The organism is Photobacterium sp. CCB-ST2H9 (assembly GCF_023151555.2).
Classification (GTDB): domain Bacteria; phylum Pseudomonadota; class Gammaproteobacteria; order Enterobacterales; family Vibrionaceae; genus Photobacterium.
This window is the reverse complement of record NZ_CP100426.1, coordinates 350,715-376,153: the sequence shown is the minus strand read 5'-3', so window position 1 is coordinate 376,153 and position 25,439 is coordinate 350,715. Positions and strand designations below refer to the sequence as shown.

The following is a 25,439-nucleotide window of genomic DNA, read 5'->3' as shown; positions in this document are numbered from 1 at the left end:
TATTGACCAGTAAACAAAACATGAGATTTATTCCACGGGCGCAGACATCAGACAAGTCGTTCAAGATACATTCAGCGTTGCGGAAAAGATGGCAGCTTTAGCGTTTCAGTACCCGATCTGACTGCTTAAAAATCGGATTACCCTTGGTTTTAGCCTTGTTAATCCGTATAGTGTGACGGTTCATAATCCGGGACCAGGCATAATGTTTCAAGATAATCCGCTTTTAGCACAACTGAAAAAACAGATTCAAGAATCACTTCCGAAGAAAGAAGGCCAGATTAAAGCAACCGATCGCGGTTTTGGCTTCCTGGAAGTTGATGGCAAAGACAGCGTCTTCATTCCGCCTAACTATATGAAAAAAGTGATGCACGGTGACCGTGTTGTAGCTGTCATCCGCACGGAAAAAGAGCGTGACGTTGCTGAACCGCAAGAATTAGTTGAACAGTATCTGACCCGTTTCATCGGTCGTGTAAAACTGATCAAAGATCGTCTGAATGTTGTACCTGATCATCCGCAACTCAAAGATGCAATTAAAGCTCGGGCGGTGAAAGGTCTGAACCCGGAAACCCTGAAAGAAGGTGACTGGGTTGTTGCGCATATGACGCGTCACCCGCTCGTGGGTGAAAACAAAACTTTCTTCTGTGAAATTAAAGAAAAAATCACAGACAGCGAAGATAAAATTGCGCCTTGGTGGGTCACCCTTGCCCGCCACGATCTGCCAAACGCAGAACCAGCGCCGCAAGACAGCTGGGCGATGCTGGACGAAGGTCTGGTCCGTGAAGATCTGACCGATCTGCCGTTCATCACGATTGATGGTGAATCCACCAAAGACATGGATGATGCCATTTACACCGTTGCCAAAGATGACGGCAGCTTTGAAATCACCATCGCCATTGCAGATCCGACTTCATATATTGAAGTTGGCAGCGACATGGACAAAGAAGCCCGTGAACGTGGCTTTACTATCTATCTGCCGGGCCGCAACATCCCGATGCTGCCACGTGAACTGAGTGATGAACTGTGTTCACTGATGGAAAATGAAAAACGCCCTGCTCTTTGCTGCCGTGTCACGGTGGATAAAGATGGTGTGATTGGTGATGACATTACCTTCTTTGCCGCCTGGGTTCGTTCGCAGGGACGTCTGAACTACGATAATGTTTCTGATTATCTTGAACATGGTGCAGCCGAAAACTGGACGCCGGATGCAGTCATCGAAGCACAAATCAAGGCACTGAGAGCCTTTGCCAACGCACGCAGCGATTGGCGCAGTAAACATGCGGTCGTTTTCCCGGACCGTCCGGACTACCGTTTCGAGCTGAGCGAAGATAACGATGTGATTGCGATTCACACCGATCCGCGCCGTACAGCGAACCGGATGATCGAAGAAGCGATGATCACAGCGAACATTTGTGCTGGCCGCATTCTGCAAGAAAAATTTGGCAAAGGTGTCTATAACTTCCATAACGGCTTCAATCCGGAAAAACTGGAGAACGCCATGGAATTCCTGACAGAAGCAAATGCGCCTTTCGAAAAAGAAGCCCTGCTTTCACTGGAAGGTTTCAGCGCGCTGCGCCGCTGGCTGAACGCTCAGGACACAACTTATCTGGACAACCGTCTGCGTAAGTTTCAGGCGTACAGTGAAGTTGGGAACGAACCTGCGGCACACTTTGCAATGGGTCTGGATGTCTATGCAACCTGGACATCTCCAATCCGTAAATACGGTGACATGATCAACCACCGTATGCTGAAAGCTGTTGTCACTGGTCTGGAACCGGTACAGACGCCAGATGAAACGATTGGTGAAGAAATTTCAACACATCGCCGCAGTCACCGCATGGCTGAGCGTGATGTTGCAGACTGGCTGTATGTCCGCTTACTGAAAGATGCCGTGAAAGAAGAAACGGTATTCACTGCAGAAGTGTTTGATATCAACCGCGCTGGTATGCGTGTGCGTGTCCTGGAGAACGGCGCGTCCGCCTTCATTCCAGCACCACTGGTTCTGGACAATAAACAACGCATTGAGTGTAACGGTGATCTGGGTATCATCAACATTGATAAAGTTCGTGAATTCCAATTAGGTGATCATTTTGAGATTGTGCTGACCGAAGTTCGCGAAACAACCCGTCAATTAGTTGCAAAACCAGTCAAACAGTTCCCTGAAGTTATTACTCAGGAAAATGCAGATCAGCAGGCTGAAACAGAAAAAGCCTGATAAACCAAGAGCCAGGACGAACCATATCGTTCTGGCTCAAATCATACCCTATCCAACCTGAGTAACACGTTAGTAGTCTGGTGCCTCATGTCTTATCTCCTCAAAGTTGAACAATGGCTTGATGAAGTTGTCATTGGACTAAACTTGTGTCCTTTTGCAGCAAAGCCACGAAGAAATGAACAGATTCGTATTGCTGTTTATGAAACTGATTCTCTGGAAGCACTTCTGGAAGGTATTTATCAAGAAATAAAACGGCTGGATGACACCCCAGCATGTGATCTTGATACCAGCCTTGTCGTTTGTCCGAACCTTTTACAGGATTTTGACGAGTACAATCAGTTTCTTGATATGGTAGAGGCGCTAATCAGCCAGTGTGGAAAAGAAGGTATCTATCAGGTGGCAAGTTTTCATCCTGATTACTGTTTCTATGGTGCAGCACCCGATGATGCTGAGAACCTGACTAACCGTGCACCCTATCCAATCTTCCATTTAATTCGAGAAGACAGTATGGAAAAAGTGCTGGCGCATTATCCCGATCCGGATGCTATACCGGAGCGGAATATAGAAAAAATGAACGCGCTCACGGATGAAGAAATCCGTCGCCTTTTCCCTTATTTAATTAGCAAAAACTAACATTGCAGCCCCGCATCTTGCAGGGCTTTTTCATTCTATAGCTATAGCCCATGATTCAGTACCTTATATTAACCAGACATATTTCATACAGGCATTCAAATTTGTTGGGATTAAGCATCAAGTTAGCTATGATATCTCCTTGACAGGGAATATTGTAATGCAACCATTTTCATTCTCAGTATTTAGAAATGCTAAAATGCGTTTCGCGATGCCTTTAGCACTCGTTACAGGCACGTTTGCTGTACACGGCGATATTGTGGCTTTTATGTCACAGCATATTGAAGTGTTGCTGCTGCTTCCCTACATCCTGTTGAGCCTGGTCATGATGCTGTGCCAGCCGTTCAATCAGAGTAAAACAGGAATCAGCGCGATGCTGATGCTGCTTGCCTATTACCTGATCCAGCAGAATCTGCAAACGCCGCTTGCTCAGTCAAAAACCGGGCTGACTTATATCTTGCTGGCAATATTGCTGCCTTTGAACCTGTTTCAGCTTCATTTCATCCCCGAGCGACGGCTTTTCTCGCGTTTCGGGTTGATTTATCTGGCCGTACTCGGTCTTCAGATCTCCTGGGGGTGGCTGCTCGTCAAGCATGTTGAACCCAACCAGGACACAGAAATGTGGCAAACCTATTTCTACACTTTGGGTGACTTCTCACCTTTACCGTTAGTGTTGATCTTAATGCTGCTGTCGCTGAGCTGTGCCAGTGCTTCAATCATCCTGAAACGTAATCAGGGCTATGATCAGGCAACATTTATCTGTCTGCTGTTTTCCGGGCTCACCTTGGCCCAGTTTCAGCAGCCTTTTATTTCCAGTGTTGCTTTTACCGTTGCGTCCGGCCTGCTTTTGCTGAATCTGATGTCCTGTTCTCATGAGCTGGCATTTATTGATCCGCTGACAGGGATTCCGGGCCGGCGGGCCATGGAAACAGAACTGAAGCATCTGGGCAGAACCTATACACTTGCGATGCTGGATGTTGATCACTTCAAGCAGTTTAATGATCAATACGGCCACAAAACCGGGGATGATGTCCTTCGGCTGGTTGCGCAGTTTTTGCTGAATATCAACATCAAAGCCGATGTCTATCGGTATGGCGGAGAAGAATTCACCATTCTTTTCAAAGGAAAGCGTAAAAACCAGTGTTTAGAGGCTTTGGAAGAATTACGTGAAGCTATCGCGAACTATCCGATGCATATCCGGGATATTGAGACACGCCCGTTGAATGATGTCGAAGGCAAAAGGAAACGCGGCACTACGAAAAATCAGGAAACCGTGCAAATTACAGTGAGTATTGGTGTCGCCGACAGTCAGGAAGATTCCAGAACGGCCAATGTTCTGAAAGTGGCGGACAAAGCGCTGTATAAAGCCAAGCAAAATGGCAGAAATCAGATCGTCTGAAACCATGCCGGACATTTGAAATCTTCAAAGTGCCACTTTTACAGGTGGTGTTTTATTTTCGGTGTGCACAAGAAATTGTTCACACCGAAATACGTCTAACTAGCCTGCTTCTGTCAGCTCTACTGCCTTTCTCTTTGTCCATCCATCCCCTCATCCCCTGTTCTGAAACCGGACATGTTTCAGATGGAATCTCGGCGTTTCATCCAAGTTGCTTATACCCACGGTTTGCTTGATGTACGTCAGCACGAGAAGCCTGCTTTTACCGATACAAAAAAACAAAATAATAAAAAAGCCCGGTGAAAACACCGGGCTTTGGTTACCAAATCAACCTGCTGTTTTGTTCAGAACAAAGCGCAAGTCCAGCTATGCAGCAACGCCAATAATGTGGGTGAAGTGACTTAACTGATCGGCGGCCAAACCAAATGTTAAGGCTTCAACTCCGGGGGATTGGCCCACCCTAAGTGAACATGGGCCATTTTCTTATTTTTATCCCTTTACCCCGCCGGCAGTTAAACCACCGACAAGAAACTTCTGGGCCAGCAAAAATACGATGGTGATTGGCATCGCAGACAACACAGCGGCTGCCGCGAAGTCACCCCATAAGTAATTCTGCGGATACAAATATTGCTGCATTCCAACAGCTAATGTGTAGGAATTTACATCACGTAACAACAAGGATGCAACAGGAACTTCTGTAACTGCGGCAATGAATGAAAGAATAAACACGACAGCAAGGATAGGTACAGAAAGCGGCAATAAAACCAGCCTGAAAGCCTGCCACGGTGTCGCGCCATCCAGTGCCGCCGCTTCTTCAAGTGACGCATCAATCGACTCAAAATAGCCTTTGATTGTCCATACGTGCAGCGCAATACCTCCCATATAAGCAAAGATCACACCGCCGTGCGTATTCATTCCAAGGAATGGGACATAAGCACCCAGCCGGTCAAACAATGCATAGAGCGCAACCAGTGCCAGTACTGGCGGAAACATCTGCAATATCAGCATAGCACGCAGAATATGGCTTTTTCCGACAAACTTCATACGGGCAAAAGCGTAAGCACAGGTTGTGGACAATGCCACAATACCAATGGCAGTCAGTCCCGCAACTTTCACCGAATTCCACAGCCAGGTCAGGACCGGGAACGGAGGCAGCGTCTTGCTCCCGTCGGCATGTTCAATTGCAATGCCCAGCGCCAGTTTCCAGTGCTCTAAGGATGGATCGCTTGGAATCAGCTCACCTGAAGCGTAGTTCCCTTCCCGGAACGAGATCGCGACGACCATCAGCAGCGGCAACATGATGAGAGCAAGGAAACACCACATTGCGATATGTGTCGCCCATACCCTGTATTTCAAAGATTTAGCTTGTACCATAGCCATGTGTTTTTCCCTTACTCAAGATCCAGTTTTGAGAATTTCATATTCAGCAGCGATAAACCGCCGACCAGCAAGAAGATCAGTGTTGCTATCGCCCCTGCCAGACCAAAGTCCTGACCACCGGAACCTTCGAAGGCAATCCTGTAGGTATAGCTCACCAGCAAGTCTGTATGCCCGGCCGGCACACTGGTGCCCAGCATGTCCGGTGCACCGTTCGTCAGCAGCTGGATCAGAACAAAGTTATTGAAATTGAACGCAAAGGTCGCGATCAACAGCGGGATCATTGGTTTCACCAGCATTGGCAAGGTAATGCGGAAGAAATTATCCAGCGGCCCTGCGCCATCCATCGCGGACGCCTCGTACAAGTCATCCGGGATCGCTTTCAGCAGCCCCATGGCCAGAATCATCATGTAAGGATAACCCAGCCAGGTATTTACAATCAGGATCATTGTCTTAGCCAGGAATGGATCGGTAAACCATGACGGACTCAGACCGAACAGCCCTTCTAACACCTGATTAATTTCACCAAAGCTTTGATTAAACAAGCCCTTAAAAATCAGAATCGAGATAAATGCCGGAACCGCATAAGGTAAAATGAGCAACACACGGTAAACACCACGCCCCTTGAGCGCTTCCCAGGATACGACCTGTGCCAGCACCACCCCCACAGCCAGCGTGAAAACAACCGTCAGTCCGGAGAACAAGACTGTCCAGACAAAGATACTGATGAAAGGTCCCTGAATTCCGGGGTCAGTAAAGATACGGGTAAAATTATCCCAGCCAATATTCACGATGAACCCGGGAGAGAGCGGCTGGCCGATAAACTGCCCTGCTTCATCAACCTGCTGATAAAAACCGATTTCCCAGTTCGGCTGATACACAGCCTGGGTTTTCTGATTCACCAGCGTTTCGCCATCACTCTGAAGCTGATAAAGCGGCTCACTGGCTGCAAACTTCCTTAACCCCGACATCGTCAGCTGTTCGCCATCAGGTAAGACAACTGTCAGTGCACTGAGCTGCTGACGATGCTGAATCACCATTTTCAGAGGCGCTTTCCCGGCAGATGGCGCGGATGCAGGGTGAAGATTCAGTGAACCGGGTAATGCGTTCAGATCAAGGCCATCACTGAGATAAATTCCTTCGTCCGTTTCCAGTGCCAACTGATACTGACCGTCGTTTCCGTACAGCGAAAAGTTATACCCTTGTCCTGACTGAAAACTTTGCTCCATCAGAACAGACTGCGCCCGCTCAAAACTCAGCTGATTCGTACCGCTGTAATTGGTGAATGCCAGACTCACTGTATAAGTCAGCGGGAAAATGATGAATAAAATCATGCCGGCAATGCCCGGGAAAATGTAGCGATGGGCATAGGTCCGCTTTCGGGCAAAGACATACACACCCAGTGAGGTCAGAATCAGCGTCAGCAATGCAAACGCATACTCTGAACGCGCATACATCAGAATCATGGCGTAACCATTGATGGCGCTGATTCCCCCCAGCGCTGCCCACTTGAACCAGGTTCTTAATGCAGGCTTGGTTGTTGAATTTTTTGTCATATCGGTAGCGTCAAGCGCCAGTTCGGCAACAGGATGAGACTGCATCAGCATTCCTCGCAGTACGTCAGAGGAAGGAGCAGACGACTGCCTGCTCCGATAGGTAAGTTTACTTGGTCATTCGGTCAGCAACAGTATTCAGTGCTTCATCCACAGACTGACGACCGTTTACAACGTTATTAATTGCTGCTTTTTCTGCATACCAGAAAGAAGACATTTGCGGGATATTCGGCATAATTTCGCCGTTCATCGCATTCCCCATGGTCGCAGCAATTCGTGCATCTGAACTCAGTTCCTCCTGGAAAGCGTTCAGCGCAACCGCGCCCAGCGGTGTATCATTGTTCACTCTACGCAAGCCGTCGCTGGTCAGCAGGTAGTTCTCCAGAAACTCAACAGCCAGGTCTTTGTTTGGTGATGCAGAGCTGATACCCGCAGTCAACACACCGACAAAAGGTTTGGAAGGATTGCCATTCAGTTTCGGCAGCATGGCAACACCATAATTGATGCCGGCTTTATCAATGTTTGCCCAGGACCATGGACCATTAATGGTCATCGCCACTTCACCTTTGTTGAAACCAGCTTCGGCGATGGCGTAGTTCACATCTGGAGCAATGACACCTTTTTCAACCAGACTCTTCACGAAGTTCATTGAACGCTTCGCACCGGCATTATTGACACCCACATCTTTGGCATCATAACCGGATGCGGTAAATTTGAAGGCATAACCACCATCTGCTGCAAGCAGAGGCCAGGTGAAGAAAGGTTCCTGCAGGTTCCACATGATGGCGCGTTTGCCCTGTTTTTTCAGCTTGGCGTCCAGTGCAGCCACGTCTTCCCAGTTCTTTGGTGGTGTTGGCAGTAAATCTTTGTTGTAGATAAGCGACAATGCTTCAACCGCGACCGGATAGCCGACGTACTTCCCGTTATAAGACACGGCATCCCAGGTGAAATCCGCGAACTTGCTGCGGAACTCGTCAGATGGTTTCACTTCAGTCAGCAAACCCGCCTGCGCATAACCGCCAAAGCGATCGTGTGCCCAGAATACGATATCCGGACCGTCTCCCGTTGAGGCAAGCTGAGGGAATTTCTCTTCCAGCTTATCCGGGTGCTCAACAGTCACTTTGATGCCAGTGTCAGCTTCAAACTGTTTACCGACTTCCGCCAGACCGTTGTAGCCTTTATCACCATTAATCCAAATGGTCAGCTGGCCTTCCTCAATTGCTGCATGAGCTGAGACAGAACCAAGTGCGGCAAGGGTGCAGAGTGCGACAGTACTGAGGACTTTCTTCATTGTTATATCCTTCCAGATGGTTATCGTTGCAGCGTGAACTGACAACACATTTTCCAGCCTCTATCATCTATCAGTCATTCTTATAGGGCATCATCCTAAGCGCTACGCCCCCCATCATGGATAGTGAAAAGCGTGATCATCATCATCACGTTCAGTGACCCTGATCTAAAAACGAGCCCTATTCGTGACGGGACGCACATACTACTTGCAATGAAATCATCAGGCAGTACATCAGGTTGTAAAGTGTGATCCAAACACTCATCCCCCCTCATCCCCCCGGGAAGAATCCTTGAAGGAGGATGTTGCCTGAGTCAGTTTTACGCACAATGACAACACCCTCAACATGGCTTGAGCTTGTTCAACTGTAACACTGTCTTTTATTGTTGACTGTTGCTGACATCAGCAGCTTTGATGTCCATTGCTTGGCATCAGCACACTACGGGAAAGCTTGGGGAAGTCTCTCCTGTGGATTATGGGTAGCGACCTTATCAGTAACTGCCGTTCATTTCGGCGCTACCCTTTTTTTTCTTCACCGACTTTTATCGGCACGCCGACCGGCAATGACCACGACGCGGGCTGGAAACAACATATAGAGGTAAGCCGGATGGCGAGTGTCACTTTACGCAATGTTTGCAAAGCTTATGGCGAAAACCTGATATCAAAGAATGTCGATCTGGATATTGCAGAAGGCGAATTCGTGGTCTTCGTTGGGCCTTCGGGCTGCGGAAAATCAACACTGCTGCGCTGTATTGCCGGCCTGGAAGACATCACTTCCGGCGATCTGTACATCGGAGAGCAACGGATGAACGATATTCCGCCGGCTCAGCGTGGCGTGGGTATGGTTTTCCAGTCTTATGCCCTGTATCCGCACCTGAACCTGTTTGACAACATGTCTTTCGGGATGAAGCTCGCCCGGGCAGACAAAGAAGAAATCCGGAAGCGCGTTGCGCATGCAGCCGATATTCTGCAACTGGGTCATTTACTGGAACGTAAACCCAAAGCACTGTCTGGCGGACAGCGTCAGCGCGTCGCAATCGGCCGGACGCTGGTTGCTCAGCCGAATGTCTTCCTGCTGGATGAGCCGCTTTCAAACCTTGACGCCGCACTGCGTGTCCAGATGCGAATCGAAATCGCGAAGCTGCATAAGCAACTGGGCAGCACCATGATTTATGTCACCCATGATCAGGTCGAAGCCATGACAATGGCCGATAAGATCGTTGTACTGGATGGCGGCGCCGTCTCTCAGGTTGGCAAACCACTGGAACTTTATCACTACCCGGAAAACCGGTTCGTCGCAGGCTTTATCGGCTCCCCGAAAATGAACTTCATGAGTGTATTCGTCGAACAGGTGGAAACGGATCGCGTGATGGTGCAGCTTGCCAACGGAACCACCTTCTGGATTCCGGTAGACGGCACAACTGTGACCCGCGGTGACCGCATGTCACTGGGGATTCGCCCTGAACATCTGACGACAGAAGACCAAGGCGATGCCGTCGTTGAAGGAAAAATTCAGGTCGTCGAGAAGCTGGGGCATGAAACTCAGGTTTACCTGAACCTGAAAGGCGTCGATGCCGATTTCATCTTCCGTCAGCCGGATGTGCTGGATGTGGACACAGGTGAGACCCTCAGCGTCGGTATTCCGGCCTACCGTTGTCATTTGTTCCATCGTGATGGCAAAGCGTGCCGTCGTCTGCATCAGGAACAAGGGGTATAACCTCCCCCTAGCGACACATTGAACGGGCATGATTCACGTGCCCGTTTTTTTATTCCTGTTATTTATAAACCCGCAGGATGAACCAATGCGATCGGAATGAGCAGGACCGCTATTTTCAAGTATGATTGTTATTGGGATGTGTCAGGAAGACACCACCTGACACTGATTGCGACACTGTACATGAGTCGGAGGTCACAATGAGTATCCGAGAACGCATTGAAGACATCGAACAACGCCTCACCGCCGCATATCAGGATGGGGACTATCAGCAGGTCCGAATGCTGGAAAACCAGCTGAAAGAAATCCGCGGCCACCAGAGTATCGTTGACGACAGGGAGCCGTACTCGCCGGAAGGTCGCTTCTATCCTGATGATGGGGAATAGCGCCACCAGCATCAATTCCTCCGCCCGGTCAGTCACTCTGACCGGGCTTCTCTTTATCTTGAGCCTGACAATAACGGAAAGAGTTTCATCCTGTCTTAAACGCGCCGGGTTCAGCTGTGCCCTGAATATCCTCTTCGCCTGTTGCTGCATTCAATCGACCGCCTGCAACCATTTCCTTGTCCGATTTGAATAAAGATGTGTCCGATTCGCGAAATACTTTTCGTCCTAAAACCATAAAAATGCATCCAAATCAATCATACAGGACAAAATGTGCGGTCATGAATAAGTTAATGATCACCGCAGCGATCAATGGCGGTATCACCTCAAGACAGAAACATCCCAGCGTGCCCTACACGCCGGACGAAATTGCTGAATCAGCCTATCAAGCCTGGAATGCCGGTGCTTGTATCGCGCATATTCATGCCAGGGATATCCACGGAAAACCGAGTTATGAGAAAGGGATATGGGGAGAGATCGTAGCCAAAGTACGTGAACGTTGCGATATTTTGCTGAACCTCAGCACTTCGTCCTACAACCTTCCTGACGAGATGCCCATCGAAACAGCATGGAACCACGTAGAGTTCCGTCCCGAAATTGCATCTTTTAACTGCGGTTCTGTTAACCATGGCAGTAAACCATTTGTCAACGCTCCTCAGGATTACACTCAACTCGCAGAAGCACTCAAATCACATCAGATTCTCCCCGAAGTGGAGGTTTACCACACTGGCGTCATTTCCGAGGCTAACGCATTGCTAGCGGCCGGATTAATCCCAGAGTCAACCATGTACTCACTTGCCCTGGGCATTCATGGCGGTACCCCTGCCACGCTAAAAAACCTCTTAAATTTGATCGATAACTTACCGGAAAACAGTACCTGGAGTGCACTTGCCATCGGGAAACATCAGTTGCCGATCAATGCGCATACCTTATTACTTGGCGGACATGTCAGAACGGGATTGGAAGATAACGTCTACTACCATCGTGGCGAACTAGCCAGCGGTAATGCGCAGCTGGTTGAGCGAATTGTCCGTTTATCCCGTGAACTGGGCCGGGAAATAGCCTCCCCTGATGATGCCAGAACCATGCTTGGGTTAACGAAAGGACAATCATGATGACAACGATGTACCGTCGGCAGCGACGCCTCAGAGCAACGCCTCATCTTCGAAAACTCGTTCAGGAACACCAGATCGAGATTCAGGATTTAATCCAGCCTATTTTTATCGAAGAGCAGATTACGACAAATAAACCGATCGATGCGCTGCCGGGATTAGTGCGCTATGCAGAACAGAATGTCGCTCAGGAAGTTCGTGAGTTGTACGAACTCGGTATCCGTTACGTGATGCCATTTGGCATTTCGCATACGAAAGACAGCCAAGGCTCTGATACGTGGGATGATCAGGGTTTGCTTGCGCGTATGATCCGAACGATTAAACAGGCATGTCCAGACATGGTTGTGATCCCCGATATCTGTTTTTGTGAATACACGACACACGGCCACTGTGGTGTGATTCATCAGGACGATGTCGATAATGACGCCACACTGGATAATTTAGCCAAACAAGCAGTGACCGCAGCAAAAGCCGGGGCTGACATGCTGGCTCCTTCGACCATGATGGACGGCCAGACACAGGCGATTCGTCAGGCTCTTGATAAGGCCGGATACACTCATGTCGGCATCCTGGCCCATTCCATGAAATATGCTTCTGCATTTTACGGCCCATTCCGCCAAGCGGTGGATTGTGAGTTGACCGGCGATCGCAAAGCCTATCAGGCCAATCCGGCAAACGGCCGGGAAGCCCTGACAGAAGCTTCACTGGATGAACAAGAAGGTGCCGATATCTTAATGGTCAAACCCGGCACACCTTATCTCGACATTGTTCACCGCATCCGTGAAAACACCAACCTGCCCGTTGCCGTGTACCAAGTCAGCGGCGAGTACGCAATTCTGCAACATGCGATACAGGCTGGTCTTGTCGATGAACGGCAGTCGGTTATGGAAACCATGCTCGGCTTCAAACGTGCCGGTGCAGATATCGTGGTGACTTACTTCGCCAGACGCATCGCCCAATGGTTACAGGAAGGTCACAATGTCAGTCAATAGTCGGAATTCAATTCAACCCAACCTGTTTCAGTTAGAGCAATTTGGCCAGCCCATTTCTCCAAAACACCCGGTCGTTATCCTTTTGCATGGCAGAAGGCAAACGACGCAAGACATGCAGAAATTGTATGAAAAGCTGGATATTTCAAACTACACAGTCCTCGCGCCCATAGCGCCGGAAAATACATGGTATCCCCGGGGCTTCATGCGGGAAATCTCGGACAATCAACCTCAGCTCAATGATGCATTGAACTACCTCGACAGCCTGATCGTTTTCTTGGTGGAGTCTGGAATCCCACTCAACCAAATTTCTCTTGTTGGTTTCTCACAAGGGGCATGTATCGCAATGCAATATCTCAAAGAATCGATGAAACCAGTACGTTGTTGCATCGGCTTTACAGGGGGGCTTTTTGGACCAGAGCTCGAACTGAATATTGCAGGATCTGCTGCGCTGAATGATGTGAAAATCTACCTTACAGGGAGTCAGACAGATACCTGGGTACCCGCTCAGCGCGTACAGGACACAGCCCAATACTTTACAACCTGTGGTGCCAACGTTGATGTGAAAATTTTCGACAGTCGTGACCATCTCATTTCCGACGAAGAAATATCTCAGGCACGCGAAGTTTTGACAAGCCAGGAGCTTTGTTATGAATGATGCGTATATCTGCGATTACATAAGAACCCCTATCGGCAAATATGCAGGCAAACTGGCACAATGTCGGCCTGATGATTTAGCCGCTCTGACTTTAAGAACATTGATTGAGCGAAATCCGCATCTAAACGCAAGCGAGATTGATGAGATTGTTCTGGGTTGCGCTAATCAGGCCGGGGAAGATAACCGTAATGTCGCCCGGATGAGCTCATTACTGGCTGGGGTGCCGCAAGAAGTTCCGGGCATGACTGTCAATCGGCTTTGCGCTTCAGGTATGGATGCAATTGCAACTGCAACCCGAGCCATCAAAACTCAAGAAACACAGCTGATGATTGCCGGTGGTGTCGAATCTATGTCACGGGCGCCGCTGGTCATGCCCAAACCTGAGCAGGCCTTTTCGCGTCATGCTGAACTGTATGACACAACAATCGGCTGGCGATTTATCAACCCGAAACTTGCCGCACAGTTCGGCGCGGATTCGATGCCTCAGACGGCAGAAAATTTGGCTCAGAACTTTGGGATCTCCAGAACCGCTCAAGACAACTTTGCGTTCGACAGCCAGAGAAAATACTGCGACGCTCTGGAACGTGGTTTCTATCAGCACGAGATAGTGCCCGTTGAAGTTTCAGTGGGTAAACATCAGGTTGAAACTGTCACCCTGGATGAACATCCGAGACTCACGCTTCCAGAAAAGCTCAGCCAGCTGCGTCCTGTTGTATGCTCCGATGGCACGATTACTGCGGGGAATGCTTCGGGTGTCAATGATGGTGCAGCCGCTCTTTTACTCGCAAGTCGCAGTGCACTGGACCTGCATCATCTCACACCAATGGCGCGTGTAGTGGCTTACGCGACCAGTGGCGTCGAACCGCGTGTGATGGGGATCGGTCCTGCGCCCGCCATTCAGAAAGTCCTGTCGCTCTCAGGATTACAGCTGAAAGACATGGACGTGATTGAAATCAACGAAGCCTTCTCTGCTCAGGTACTTGCGGTATTAAAAGCCTTAAATTTGAATGCAACCGATCCGCGCATTAACCCGAATGGTGGTGCGATTGCACTTGGGCACCCGCTCGGCATGAGTGGCACACGTATTGTCGGTACAGCCGCGCGACAACTTAAAGAATCAAACGGGCGTTATGCATTATGTTCTATGTGTGTTGGCGTAGGACAAGGTGTTGCTATGATCATTGAATCGGTCAATTAAGCTGCATTAATTGAACCGCTTTGGCCAAGTGTCTCCGATGAACACGGTGCACTTGGCTTCTTCCCAAAGCTGGTTATTCATTCCGTGCCGGATCATCTCAAAGTTCATTCACAAGCATGAGCTTTGACGTAACATACGGGAGAAAATCCGGTGATTTGTTTAAAGACGGTTGAATAGCTCGCTTGAGACTGGTAACCAAAATCCAGTGCAACCTGACTCGGTCTGCGGCCATGTAACAATTCTGGAATCGAAAGGTAGACACGGATCAACTTGCGCATTTGCGAAAAGCCTAAGCCAAGTTCTGATTTAAACAGTCTTGATAAACTTCTTGATGCCATCCCTACATCCGCAGCATATTGCTCAATCGGAAGATCGCACTTCGGGTTCAGTAACAACCGCTTGCACACTTGAAATAAGCGCCAGTCTCTCAGGCGGGAAATTTGCTCAATTGCAGCAAATTGTGTATTGAACATCCCCTCATTCTCACGACTGCTCAAGGATAGTGCGTGTGTCACGGTTCCGGCGATGAAGCCATGCTGATCCAGAATGACTTGCTTCTTTATATACAGCTGGTGAACACACCCTGATACATCAATCAATGGCAGACGTAAGCTATATTGCCGCCCGCTCATAATATCTTTCTCATACATCTGATAAAGGCTGGCATAACTTCGCCAAGGCAAGTCATCGTCCGTCAGGCCAAGCATCTGAGCATGTTCACGGATCCCTGTTAACTTCTGATGAGCTTCATTGCAGGCGACAATCTGGTGTTTTTTGTTTTTGACAACAAGATACCCTTCAGGAAAAGGAATGAATGGATTTTGAAGGAAATATTCAATATTCATAGTCGAGCCACAGAAACATCTTGTTACATATATACCACCAGTTTCTTATTGTGTCTCTAGTTAGCACTCAATGCTGTGGGGCAGACACAATCAAATTCATGACAGAGCACAATGTTGATTGGTTCCTGCTCTGTACCTTAGGCTTACACCTTACTTCTCATCCCAGCGAAAACGTGATCTGAAGGGCTTATTTCAAGCACGTTCCCCTTCCTGGACGGAAAATTCGTGATCCAGTGATCAAAAAAGTTCAAATTCAGCATAAAAATTCACCTTCCCCCTACAAAGTGTGATCTCCACACTCATCCCCCCTGCTCCTCCATCAATCAAGGTTATTGAGGAGGATGTTACTGGTCTATGACAGGCGCAGAATGAAACCATCCAAAGCGGACGCCCCTTTGCAGAGGCACTCGGATTCACAGGACCCGGTGCCGTCATTCAGCTGAGGGACGCGATCAACAGAGTGACAAGATCTGTACCAGGTCACTCTGACTGCCTGATTCGGTAATAGCCGGAACGGAGCAAGATAATAAAAAGCGCATCCATCAAGGAGTTTATGCAATGAAACTGAACAAAATTTGTCTGACTGCAGCAGCTGTATCCGCTGCACTGATGTCTGCTGCAACCTACGCAGAAGACGTCGACTTTCACGGTTATATGCGTGCCGGTGTCGGAATCAGCGGTGAAAACGGTGCGCCTGTCGCCTATGAGAAAAACAAAGTTGGCCGTTTAGGGAACGAAAATGATGTTTACGGCGAGCTGGGTTTAGGAAAAGAAGTCTACAACGAGAATGGCAAATCATTCTATGTCGACTCCATGCTGGCAGTTGCAACTGACGGTTCGAACGACTGGGAAGGCCTGGGTGTGAACGACGACGGTTCAGACAACATCGCACTGCGCCAGTTCAACGTTCAGGCAAAAGGTTTCATTGCGGGTGATGCAGACGCCACACTGTGGGCCGGTAAACGTTACTACCAGCGCCACGACATTCACATCTCAGACTTCTACTACTGGGATACATCAGGTGCCGGTGCCGGTATCGAGAAACTGAGTTTTGGCCCGGGTAAGGTGTCCTTTGCCGTCATTCGGGATGACTCCGGTGAAGTCAACGTCAATAACATCGACCTGCGTTATTCTGAAATCAAACTGGCACGCGACCTGAGCCTGGAACTGGGTCTGAACTATGGTCTGGTGAATGAGACAGATGCACAGAAAGCCGCAGAGACCTTCAATGATGGTGCGATGTTCACTGGTGAACTGACTATCGGCAACTTCTTTGGCGGCTTCAACAAATCAACCGTTCAGGCCGGTTCAAACGGCTATGGCGAACAAATGGCCGGTCTGGGCGCGGGGCACTACTTTAATGCGACCTCGAATGATGACGCACTGGGCTACCGCCTGATTAACTGGGGTGTGATTGCGCCTTCAACGTCCTGGGAAATCGGCCACCAGCTGATTTTTGCAAAAACCAGTTTTGACAGCAAAGATGATCACACCATTCTGAGTGCAGTTGTTCGTCCTGAGTACAAGTGGAACAACAACATGAAAACCATCATTGAAGCCGGTTATTATGATGAAGATGATTCTGGCGTCGACAAATCTGGTAGCAAGCTCACTCTGGCTCAGGCATTTACCGCTGGCCCAGGCTTCTGGGCGCGTCCTGAACTGCGTTTCTACGCCAGTTATCTGTCTGACTACGACAATGATAATGCCTTTGGCTCTGGCAACGACACCGAATATAACATCGGTGCTCAGGTTGAAGCCTGGTGGTAATCACCATTGCATTGAGTGACAAAACAGCCAGTCTTCAAAGACTGGCTGTTCTTTTTTCAGCCCTTTAAGGTTTTTCATGAAAATTTCTATTCCAGAACCAACTTTGGGACAGGATATGACTTTGGATCCCGGTGTTCCCCTAGGCTCGACACTGACGGAACAAGGCTGCCACTTTCGTGTACATGCTCCGGACAGCCAGCAATTATTTGTAGCACTGTTCGGAGATAACGGTCAGATCATCGAGACTTTCCCGATGTCACGACAGCCCAATGGTGACTGGTATCTGTACATTCCGTCGCTTCAGGCTGATTCAGCTTACAGTTATTATCAGATCAACCCGGCCACTCAGTCCCGCCAATGGTTGTTGGACCCACATGCGCACAATGTGTTACAGCGTCATCAATTTTCACGCCATCAAACATCGGAGAAGATAACCGCTGGAAACGACGCACCGGAATGGGTTTCACTCACAACATGTCATCACTTCGACTGGCAAACCCGGACACATCCGGGAACCCCGCTGAGCAACACTGTCATCAGTGAAATTCATGTCAAAGGGTATACCAGACAACACCCGGCGATTTCACCTGAACAAAAAGGCACTTATCTGGGGCTGTGTCACCCGGCCATACTCGCCGATTTCAAAGAGAACAACATCACCTGCCTGCAACTCATGCCCATCGCAACAAAAGCAGATGAAAGTCACCTTAAGACAAAATCACTGACGAATTACTGGGGATATAACCCACTGGCATGGTCAGCGCCGGACAGACGTTTTGCCATTGCAGATCCGGTTAAGGAGTGTAAAACCATGATCCGTACCCTGCATAGCCACGGAATCGAAGTCATTCTGGATGTGGTTTACAACCACACCGCCGAGGAAGGCGACGGCGGACCGATTTATCACTTCAAAGCACTGGATCAGCAAACGTATCTGCACCATCAGAACGGCGGCCTGAAAAACTTCACCGGCTGCGGCAATACCGTGGATCTCAGCCATCCGCCTGCACTGGAAGCCGTATTGCAATCATTACGGCATTGGGTTCTGAATTATCAGGTTGATGGCTTTCGTTTTGATCTGGCTGCAACTCTGGGACGGCAGGACGACAGGTTTTGTAAAAACGCAGCATTTTTCAGAGCCATCAACAATGATCCTGTCCTCAGCCAGGTCAAACTGATTGCCGAGCCCTGGGATATTGGCCCAAATGGCTATCAACTAGGTCATTTCCCGGGTCACTGGCACGAGTGCAATGACACATTCAGGGATACCTGGCGCAGTTACTGGCTGCACCGTGCCACCAACGCAGAAATCGCATCCTTGTTGCTTGGTTCACAAGAAAGGTTCCCGGCCTGGAACTGGCCGGAAAAGATGAGCGTCAATTATATCTGCTACCATGACGGCTTTACGCTTCAGGACTTAGTTTCCTACGGCGAAAAACATAACCGTGACAACGGTGAAGACAATCGGGACGGGCACCCGGACAACCGGTCGAATAATCATGGCATTGAAGGTCAAAGCAACGCTCCGGCGATCATTAAAAAACGTGAGCAGCAAAAACGAAACCTGATGACCAGTCTGCTCTTCAGCTTCGGCATCCCACACCTGTTAGGTGCCGATCTACACGCTCACAGCCAGCTGGGAAATAACAATGCATATTGCCAGGATAACGCGATCAGCTGGGTGAACTGGGAAGGTCAAGTACAATCGGGCGATTTCAGGCAGTACTGCCAGTCATTGCTGACATTGCGACAAACAATCATGCCAGCATTCACTCAAGCACTGTCGGCTCAAACTCAGTCCGTCGAAATTCAATGGCTGGATCACTGCGGAGCAAATCTGTCAGAACAGACTTGGGCTGAAAACTCCCCCTTTGCCTGTCTGATCCGCATACCATGCGAAGAAAGTCTGATGTACATATTCAATTCAGGCGAATTGCCCGTGCGTTTTGCTCTGCCGGATTCACACTGGAGATGCCTGACAGATACTGCCGATAGTCGCGTTCTGACGAAAATCTTAAGACAAACCGCCACTTATGTGCGTCCGCATTCAATGATGATTCTCCACCGAGCGCCAGATTGATGACACTCAGTTTTGTTCATGACGCTAAAACCCCGACAAGCCTGCGACCTCGTATAAACTTCAGGGAACAGGCTTGAAACCCAACCACGATAATGATAATAATTATCATTATTTTATTGGGGTGTGGAGCGTTTTATGGACAAAACCAGAGAGCTGTACCGGCAATATTTCCTGGCTGAGGATCGTTTTCTCAACCACCCTCTGATCCCGGGATATGAGCAGGACGTCATCATCGACATGACGCAGGCGGGCATGAACCTGGCCGCTTATTACGGACAACCGACACCCGTCAGAAACCCCTTACTCCAGGAGCTTTTTCTCCGGCGGGTCTTTTTCCATTTGCTGAACACGATCGATAACCGGCATCAGTCGAGAATTTTTCGTCGTATCTGTCTGGATTATCTGCACTGCCCGCTCCTGGCCCTGAAAAAATTCTACGGCGACAGCCACACCGACAAATTCCTTTCTCTGAAACAAAACCTTCTACAGTTACAACATTCGTCCGGATTATAAGGAACCGCTGACATGACGAAAGATTACCGAATTGAAAAAGACAGCATGGGTGAAGTACAGGTTCCCCAGAATGCGCTGTATCAGGCACAGACCCAACGCGCGGTGAATAACTTCCCTGTCAGCGACCTGACCATGCCAGCCCGGTTCATTCAGGCTCTTGCATTTGTCAAACAAGCCGCCGCGAGAAGTAATCTTGAACTGGGCCTGCTCGACAATGATATCGCTCATGCCATTATCGACAGCTGTCAGGAGATCATTGACGGCCATCATCTTGATCAGTTCCCGATTGATGTCTTCCAGACAGGGTCCGGCACCAGCTCTAACATGAATGCCAATGAGGTCATTGCAACGCTGGCATCAAACCGGTCAGGTCTGACCGTCAACCCGAATGACCATGTCAACATGGGACAAAGCAGTAATGACGTTATTCCGACAACCATTCAGGTCAGTGCAGCCATTGCATGCCATGAACACCTGTTCCCGGCCATGGCACATATCAGCAAGACGCTGGATGAAAAATCGGCGGCAGTCGGGCATATCGTCAAAACTGGCCGCACTCATTTGATGGATGCGATGCCGGTGACACTGGCGCAAGAACTGCAGGGCTGGAAGACGCAAATTGAAAAAGCACACCACGGCATTGTTCAGAGTCTTGGAAATGTCACCGCGCTGGCTCAGGGCGGCACCGCGGTTGGTACCGGGATCAATGCAGATCCGAAATTTGCTGCAACCTTTGCCAACAACTTGTCCGTTTCTGCTGAAATACCTTTCAGCTGCAGTGATAACTTTTTCTACAACCTGAGCAGCCAGGACGCCATTGTGGCCTTATCCGGACAGCTGAAAACAGCTGCCGTCGCCATGATGAAAATTGCCAATGATCTGCGCTGGATGAATTCCGGACCGCTGGCTGGTTTAGGCGAAATAGAACTGGAAGCCTTACAGCCCGGATCATCCATCATGCCCGGTAAAGTCAACCCGGTGATTCCAGAGGCGGCAGCCATGGTCTCTGCACAAGTCATCGGCAATGATTCAACCATCACAGTGGCAGGACAATCCGGGAACTTCCAACTGAATGTGATGTTGCCTGTGATTGCTTATAACCTGCTGCAAAGCATTGAACTGCTCGCAAACGCATTCACCCTGCTGGCGGATAAAGCCATTGCCGGTTTTCATGTCCGTGAGGATAAACTTCAGGAAGCACTGGCGAAAAACCCAATTCTAGTGACGGCACTGAATCCGGTGATCGGCTATTTGAAAGCGGCTGAAATCGCTAAAAAGGCTTACAAAGAGAAACGGGATATTCTGGATGTTGCTGAAGAGGAAACTGAACTGACGCGCAGCGAACTGGAAAGTTTACTGGATCCGCAGAAGCTCACAACAGGCGGCGTCGCTCATTAAGAACATAGTCTCAAGGGTTTACCTCAGTAAACCCTTGATTCCAGCATCTCAGACAATAACTGCGGACGGCCAAGATAGAATCCTTGCATATAGTCGACCCCCAGCTGAGTCGCTACTTCCCGCCCTTCCTCGTTTTCTACGCCTTCCAGCAACAATTTTGCGCCGAGTTCCTGAGCCAGTTTCACAACCTGAATCAGCGGCTGCGTGTCTCCGGCCAGATAACCGGCCAGCAAAGAGCGATCCACTTTGATCATATCCGGGTTTAACAAACGCGCCCGGCGTTCTGACGAAGCTTTCACGCCATAGTCATCGATCGCAATTTTCAAGCCCTGTGCCCGCATCTGACCCAGCACCCATTGAAGCTCGTGATTACATGAACAATCGTGTTCAAGTAACTCGACATAAACCTGACTGGACATCAAACCGAAGTCATTAAACTTTTCTGCAGAAGCTTGCCTGTTATGAGCCAGCAGCACATCAGGCATCATATTAATGAAGAGGAAATGGGCAGGAAAAAAACTGGCAAAGTTTTTCACATGAATTGCTCGTGCCAACCGATCCAGGTTGACCTGGTCTGTCATGTCGAGATATTCAGAAGTAAAAAAAGGCTCAGTTTTCAGTTCTTCACCAGCCTCATTAAAAACCCGGGCCAGTGCTTCATAGCCAAAAAATTCACCATGAACGGTATGGATCGGCTGAAATGCGGTTTTGATTTGATAGGCATCGTACGCTGCACTAATACTACCGTCAGATTCCGTTCTCAGGTGCATATCAATGTCTTTGATTGTGGCGATAATTTTGCTCACATTTATCTCTTCACACGATGAATGAAATGGCATACGCTCATGAAAGCTTGCACTCCTGCCTGCATACTCACGTAAAACCGCCGAACTATATAGAGAGTGGCGACCAAAAACTGTCTCAAGATTGAGACATGTGAAGTTTATGCACTCATGCTGGGAAAAATGTCACAAAAAAGTTAATTTTTCTGATTTATCTATCGCGAGATGACTTCAAACCGACATTTCACTGAAACATTCGTGTCATGGTTCGCACATAATCTTACCCCTTAAATCTGAAGGAAAGGAAAGACACGTTGTTATCCAACATTCAACCCATCACAAAATTACCCAATCTTGCCATCTTCGATTTAGATGAAACCCTGATTGCCGCAGATTCGGCTTCATTGTGGGTAAAATTCCTTGTCGACAAAGGACTGGCATCTGAGCATCTGCTCGAACAAGAGCAGGCACTGATGCAGGATTATGCGAAAGGCAAGATGGATATGCAGTCCTATATGACTGCGACGCTTGCGCCGATTTCAGGTAAATCTGAACTGGATCTGGCGCCAATGATTCGTGAATTCGTCGAACAGCGCATTCAGCCCGCTATTTTTCCTGATGCCTCTGAACGAATCACCTGGCACAAAAAGCGCGGTGATACTGTCATTATTATCTCTGCGACCAGTGAACATCTCGTTAAACCAATCGCTGAATTACTCCAGGTTGATGATGCGCTTGCGATTCGGCTTGAAACCATTAACGGCATTTATACCGGCAGCACCACCGGTACGCTGAGCTATCGTGAAGGGAAAGTCACGCGATTGAAGGCATGGCTGCAGGATCAGTCAACCCAGTTTCACAGCCTGTATTGCTATACCGATTCAATGAACGACCTCCCACTTCTCCAGGCTGTTGATTTCCCATTTGCAGTCAATCCGGATCCAGCTTTAGCCCTGCATGCTCAAATACAGGAGTGGACAATTATGAATTGGCGCCATGAAAATGACATCCAGCGCTAATTGCATGATTAAAAAGCACAAAATTGCTCAACAGCCCTCCGTCTGAGAGGGTTGTTATATCTGGTTACAAATTTATCACTCTTGACTTCGGCCGATTACATCACGATTTCATTGGCTTTTTCCGACTTGTTCAATTTCTTCGAAGAGCTTGTTCAACATAATGCACTGATTTTTGAAACATTTGCCTCTAGAATAGGGAAGTAGTTCTCATTCAGGATATCCGGATACATGAAAAAAGAGGTCACGCATTACGATTGGGTCTCCATTACCCTGCATTGGCTCAGTGCTGTCGTCATTATCGGACTCTTTGCGGTTGGCCTATGGATGGTCGATCTCAATTATTATTCTTCTTGGTATACCGTTGCACCACACTGGCACAAATCTATCGGCCTGAGTCTGATGGCTGCGACGCTGTTTCGTCTTCTTTGGAAAACCATCAAGAATCAACCTGAAATTATTGGTTCCGGACTGGAAAAAATCTCCGCGAAATCAGCGCATGCCGTCATCTATATTTTACTGTTCGGATTGTTTATCAGTGGTTACCTGATTTCGACCTCTGATGGTCGCGGTATTGAAGTTTTCAACTGGCTGACGGTTCCGTCGATGGGAGAATTGTTCCTGGATCAATCCGATATTGCTGGAGAAATTCATGAATATCTGGCTTACACCCTGATTGGACTGGCACTGCTCCATGCAGTGGCGGCATTCAAGCACCACTTTATTCATAAAGATAATACCCTGAAAAAAATGTTGGGAGTGAAGGAAAAATGAAGAAGCATCTTACCGCTTTAAGTCTGGCTGCGGCCCTGGTTGTTCCGGGAATTGCCAATGCTGCAGATTACATGATTGATAACAAAGGTGCGCATGCATCCGTTAACCTGAAAATCAGCCACCTGGGCTACAGCTTTATTAAAGCGCGTTTTAATACTTTTGACGGTAATTTCAGCTATGACCCTGAGAACATCAGTGCTTCAAAAGTTAAAGTGAATATTGATACCACCAGCTTCGATTCAAACCAGGCTGACCGTGACAAACACGTTCGCAGTGAAGATTTTCTTGAAGTCCGCAAATTCCCTAAAGCGACGTTCACCAGCACCAAAGTGACCGACAAAGGCAATGGAAAACTGGCGATTGACGGTGATCTGACACTGCGAGGCCAAACCAAACCAATCACAATTGATGCAGAATTTGTAGGTGCAGGTAAAGATCCATGGGGCGGTTACCGCGCAGGATTTACGGGCACAACCCGCATTGAACTGGCTGATTTCGGCATTCCGGTCATGGGCACGTCAAGCTATGCGGACATGGAACTGCATGTTGAAGGTGTTCGTCTGTAATCCTGATATGACGCCATATCAAGTGCTGAAAAATCCGGCCTTATACAGCCGGATTTTTTTCATGCTCACTCAAAACATGGCAATGCCTAATGCCCGTTTCACATCAAGTAACACGCCTTGGCTGACTTCATTGGCTTTCTCCGTGCCGGCTCTGAGGACCTCAACCAGCATCGTTTTATCTGCCAGTAACTTTTCGCGCTCTTCCCGGATAGGCGTCAACATAGACTGCAAACAGTCTTCGAGAATTTGCTTTGTTTTTCCGTCACCTAATCCCCCCTGACGATAGTGGGATTTCAGTTCCTCAACAAACGTTTTGTCCGAATGAAAGGCATCCAGATATGTAAAGACGATATTTCCTTCAACCTGCCCCGGATCTTCAATACGCAAATGATTCGGATCTGTGTACATGGCTTTCACCGCTGCTCTTATTTCATCAGCTGTAGCTCCCAATGGAATGGCCGTCCCCAGCGATTTCGACATCTTTGCTTTACCATCAACGCCGGGCAATCTTGGAAAATGGCTCAACAATGCCCGACACTCACAAAGAACCGGTTCGTGAACAACTGAATTAAACCGGCGAACAATTTCATTGGTCTGCTCTATCATGGGCAATTGATCATCACCAACCGGCACTTGGGTCGCACGAAATGCTGTAATGTCAGCCGCCTGACTGATTGGATAAGTTAAAAATCCGGCAGGTATAGTTTTTCCGAATCCCCGAAAGTGAATTTCGTTCTTAACCGTCGGGTTCCGTTCCAGCCGGGAAATCGACACCAGGTTCGAGTAATACATGGTTAATTCAGACAAAGCCGGTAATGCAGACTGAAGACAAATCGTTGTTTTGCAGGGATCAATCCCCACAGCCAGATAGTCTGCGACAACATTCAGAATATTGTCTGAGATTTTTTTCGGGTTCTGACCGTTATCGGTCAGCGCCTGTAAATCTGCAACCAGAATGGTTTGTTCATGGGTATGCTGAAGTTTGATCCGTTGCTGAAGCGAGCCGATAAAGTGCCCTAAATGTAATGGACCGGTCGGTCTGTCACCGGTAAGAATGCGTTCTTTCATCTTGAGTTTCCTTGAATAAAGCCAGTCTACGGCAGCCAAAGGAAACATCAGATCGGAGACATTGCGTTCATTGGCTGCCAATTCCGGCGGCAAATGAACGTAAAAATTCAGTGCCGC

22 protein-coding genes are annotated in these 25,439 nt (G+C 48.6%); 16 read left to right on the top strand and 6 right to left on the bottom strand.

Going from position 1 to position 25,439, the window contains the following annotated elements; translation table 11 throughout:
* Positions 1-202: 202 nt before the first annotated feature.
* From L4174_RS18245 to L4174_RS18235, 3 genes are all read left to right on the top strand, one after another.
* Positions 203-2,212: an exoribonuclease II gene (locus tag L4174_RS18245; RefSeq protein WP_248142492.1), complete on the top strand. Its 2,010-nt coding sequence runs from the start codon at positions 203-205 to the stop codon at positions 2,210-2,212.
* Between the two features lie 87 nt (positions 2,213-2,299).
* Positions 2,300-2,845, top strand: coding sequence for a DUF1415 domain-containing protein (locus L4174_RS18240; protein ID WP_248142493.1), 546 nt, complete (start codon positions 2,300-2,302; stop codon positions 2,843-2,845).
* 208 nt (positions 2,846-3,053) lie between these two features.
* The gene (locus tag L4174_RS18235; RefSeq protein WP_248142494.1) at positions 3,054-4,241 is read left to right on the top strand and encodes a GGDEF domain-containing protein; all 1,188 of its coding nucleotides are present in this window, start codon (positions 3,054-3,056) and stop codon (positions 4,239-4,241) included.
* 486 nt (positions 4,242-4,727) lie between these two features.
* Here the strand turns inward: L4174_RS18235 and malG are convergent, their stop codons facing one another.
* The 3 genes from malG to malE form a co-directional block, all read right to left on the bottom strand.
* A complete protein-coding gene (malG, locus tag L4174_RS18230) occupies positions 4,728-5,618 on the bottom strand; it encodes a maltose ABC transporter permease MalG (protein WP_248142495.1) in 891 nt (296 codons plus the stop codon).
* Between the two features lie 11 nt (positions 5,619-5,629).
* On the bottom strand, positions 5,630-7,171 hold the full coding sequence (gene malF, locus L4174_RS18225; protein ID WP_248143326.1) for a maltose ABC transporter permease MalF: 1,542 nt from the start codon (positions 7,169-7,171) through the stop codon (positions 5,630-5,632).
* Between the two features lie 106 nt (positions 7,172-7,277).
* Positions 7,278-8,459, bottom strand: coding sequence for a maltose/maltodextrin ABC transporter substrate-binding protein MalE (gene malE, locus L4174_RS18220; protein WP_248142496.1), 1,182 nt, complete (start codon positions 8,457-8,459; stop codon positions 7,278-7,280).
* A gap of 604 nt (positions 8,460-9,063) precedes the next feature.
* Here malE and malK point away from each other — a divergent pair.
* The 6 genes from malK (at position 9,064) to pcaF (ending at position 14,510) form a co-directional block, all read left to right on the top strand.
* Positions 9,064-10,173 (top strand): maltose/maltodextrin ABC transporter ATP-binding protein MalK, encoded by a 1,110-nt coding sequence (gene malK, locus L4174_RS18215; RefSeq protein WP_248142497.1) that lies wholly within the window; start codon positions 9,064-9,066, stop codon positions 10,171-10,173.
* Between the two features lie 197 nt (positions 10,174-10,370).
* On the top strand, positions 10,371-10,556 hold the full coding sequence (locus tag L4174_RS18210) for a hypothetical protein (RefSeq protein ID WP_248142498.1): 186 nt from the start codon (positions 10,371-10,373) through the stop codon (positions 10,554-10,556).
* 278 nt (positions 10,557-10,834) lie between these two features.
* Entirely contained in the window at positions 10,835-11,668 is an 834-nt protein-coding gene (locus L4174_RS18205; RefSeq protein ID WP_248142499.1) for a 3-keto-5-aminohexanoate cleavage protein, read from the top strand.
* A complete protein-coding gene (gene hemB / locus L4174_RS18200) occupies positions 11,665-12,657 on the top strand; it encodes a porphobilinogen synthase (protein WP_371929426.1) in 993 nt (330 codons plus the stop codon). The genes L4174_RS18205 and hemB overlap by 4 nt, the downstream gene beginning before the upstream one ends.
* A complete protein-coding gene (locus tag L4174_RS18195) occupies positions 12,644-13,312 on the top strand; it encodes an alpha/beta hydrolase (RefSeq protein WP_248142500.1) in 669 nt (222 codons plus the stop codon). Before hemB ends, L4174_RS18195 begins: the two co-directional genes overlap by 14 nt.
* Entirely contained in the window at positions 13,305-14,510 is a 1,206-nt protein-coding gene (pcaF, locus tag L4174_RS18190) for a 3-oxoadipyl-CoA thiolase (protein WP_248142501.1), read from the top strand. The genes L4174_RS18195 and pcaF overlap by 8 nt, the downstream gene beginning before the upstream one ends.
* Positions 14,511-14,614: 104 nt before the next feature.
* On the opposite strand, the gene L4174_RS18185 is transcribed toward pcaF, so the two are convergent.
* Positions 14,615-15,355, bottom strand: coding sequence for an AraC family transcriptional regulator (locus L4174_RS18185; protein WP_248142502.1), 741 nt, complete (start codon positions 15,353-15,355; stop codon positions 14,615-14,617).
* Positions 15,356-15,919: 564 nt separating this feature from the next.
* Between L4174_RS18185 and L4174_RS18180 the strand changes: the two genes are divergently transcribed.
* From L4174_RS18180 to L4174_RS18165, 4 genes are all read left to right on the top strand, one after another.
* A complete protein-coding gene (locus tag L4174_RS18180; RefSeq protein WP_248143330.1) occupies positions 15,920-17,125 on the top strand; it encodes a maltoporin in 1,206 nt (401 codons plus the stop codon).
* A gap of 76 nt (positions 17,126-17,201) precedes the next feature.
* On the top strand, positions 17,202-19,205 hold the full coding sequence (locus L4174_RS18175) for a glycogen-debranching protein (protein WP_248142503.1): 2,004 nt from the start codon (positions 17,202-17,204) through the stop codon (positions 19,203-19,205).
* Positions 19,206-19,340: 135 nt separating this feature from the next.
* Positions 19,341-19,718 carry a hypothetical protein gene (locus L4174_RS18170; protein WP_248142504.1) on the top strand — a complete coding sequence of 126 codons (378 nt, stop codon included), beginning with the start codon at positions 19,341-19,343 and terminating at the stop codon, positions 19,716-19,718.
* 12 nt (positions 19,719-19,730) lie between these two features.
* Complete coding sequence (locus tag L4174_RS18165) at positions 19,731-21,116, top strand: aspartate ammonia-lyase (protein ID WP_248142505.1); 1,386 nt, start codon at positions 19,731-19,733, stop codon at positions 21,114-21,116.
* A gap of 23 nt (positions 21,117-21,139) precedes the next feature.
* Here L4174_RS18165 and L4174_RS18160 read toward each other — a convergent pair whose 3' ends face one another.
* Positions 21,140-21,922 carry an EAL domain-containing protein gene (locus tag L4174_RS18160; RefSeq protein ID WP_248142506.1) on the bottom strand — a complete coding sequence of 261 codons (783 nt, stop codon included), beginning with the start codon at positions 21,920-21,922 and terminating at the stop codon, positions 21,140-21,142.
* 290 nt (positions 21,923-22,212) lie between these two features.
* Between L4174_RS18160 and L4174_RS18155 the strand changes: the two genes are divergently transcribed.
* The 3 genes from L4174_RS18155 to L4174_RS18145 all read left to right on the top strand — a co-directional run bounded on the left by L4174_RS18155 (position 22,213) and on the right by L4174_RS18145 (position 24,254).
* Positions 22,213-22,917, top strand: a complete 705-nt coding sequence (locus L4174_RS18155) for an HAD family phosphatase (RefSeq protein WP_248142507.1) — start codon at positions 22,213-22,215, stop codon at positions 22,915-22,917.
* Between the two features lie 228 nt (positions 22,918-23,145).
* Positions 23,146-23,688 carry a cytochrome b gene (locus L4174_RS18150; RefSeq protein ID WP_248142508.1) on the top strand — a complete coding sequence of 181 codons (543 nt, stop codon included), beginning with the start codon at positions 23,146-23,148 and terminating at the stop codon, positions 23,686-23,688.
* Positions 23,685-24,254 (top strand): YceI family protein, encoded by a 570-nt coding sequence (locus L4174_RS18145; RefSeq protein WP_248142509.1) that lies wholly within the window; start codon positions 23,685-23,687, stop codon positions 24,252-24,254. Before L4174_RS18150 ends, L4174_RS18145 begins: the two co-directional genes overlap by 4 nt.
* A 69-nt stretch (positions 24,255-24,323) precedes the next feature.
* On the opposite strand, the gene trpS is transcribed toward L4174_RS18145, so the two are convergent.
* The gene (trpS, locus tag L4174_RS18140; protein WP_248142510.1) at positions 24,324-25,322 is read right to left on the bottom strand and encodes a tryptophan--tRNA ligase; all 999 of its coding nucleotides are present in this window, start codon (positions 25,320-25,322) and stop codon (positions 24,324-24,326) included.
* Between the last annotated feature and the right edge of the window lie 117 nt (positions 25,323-25,439).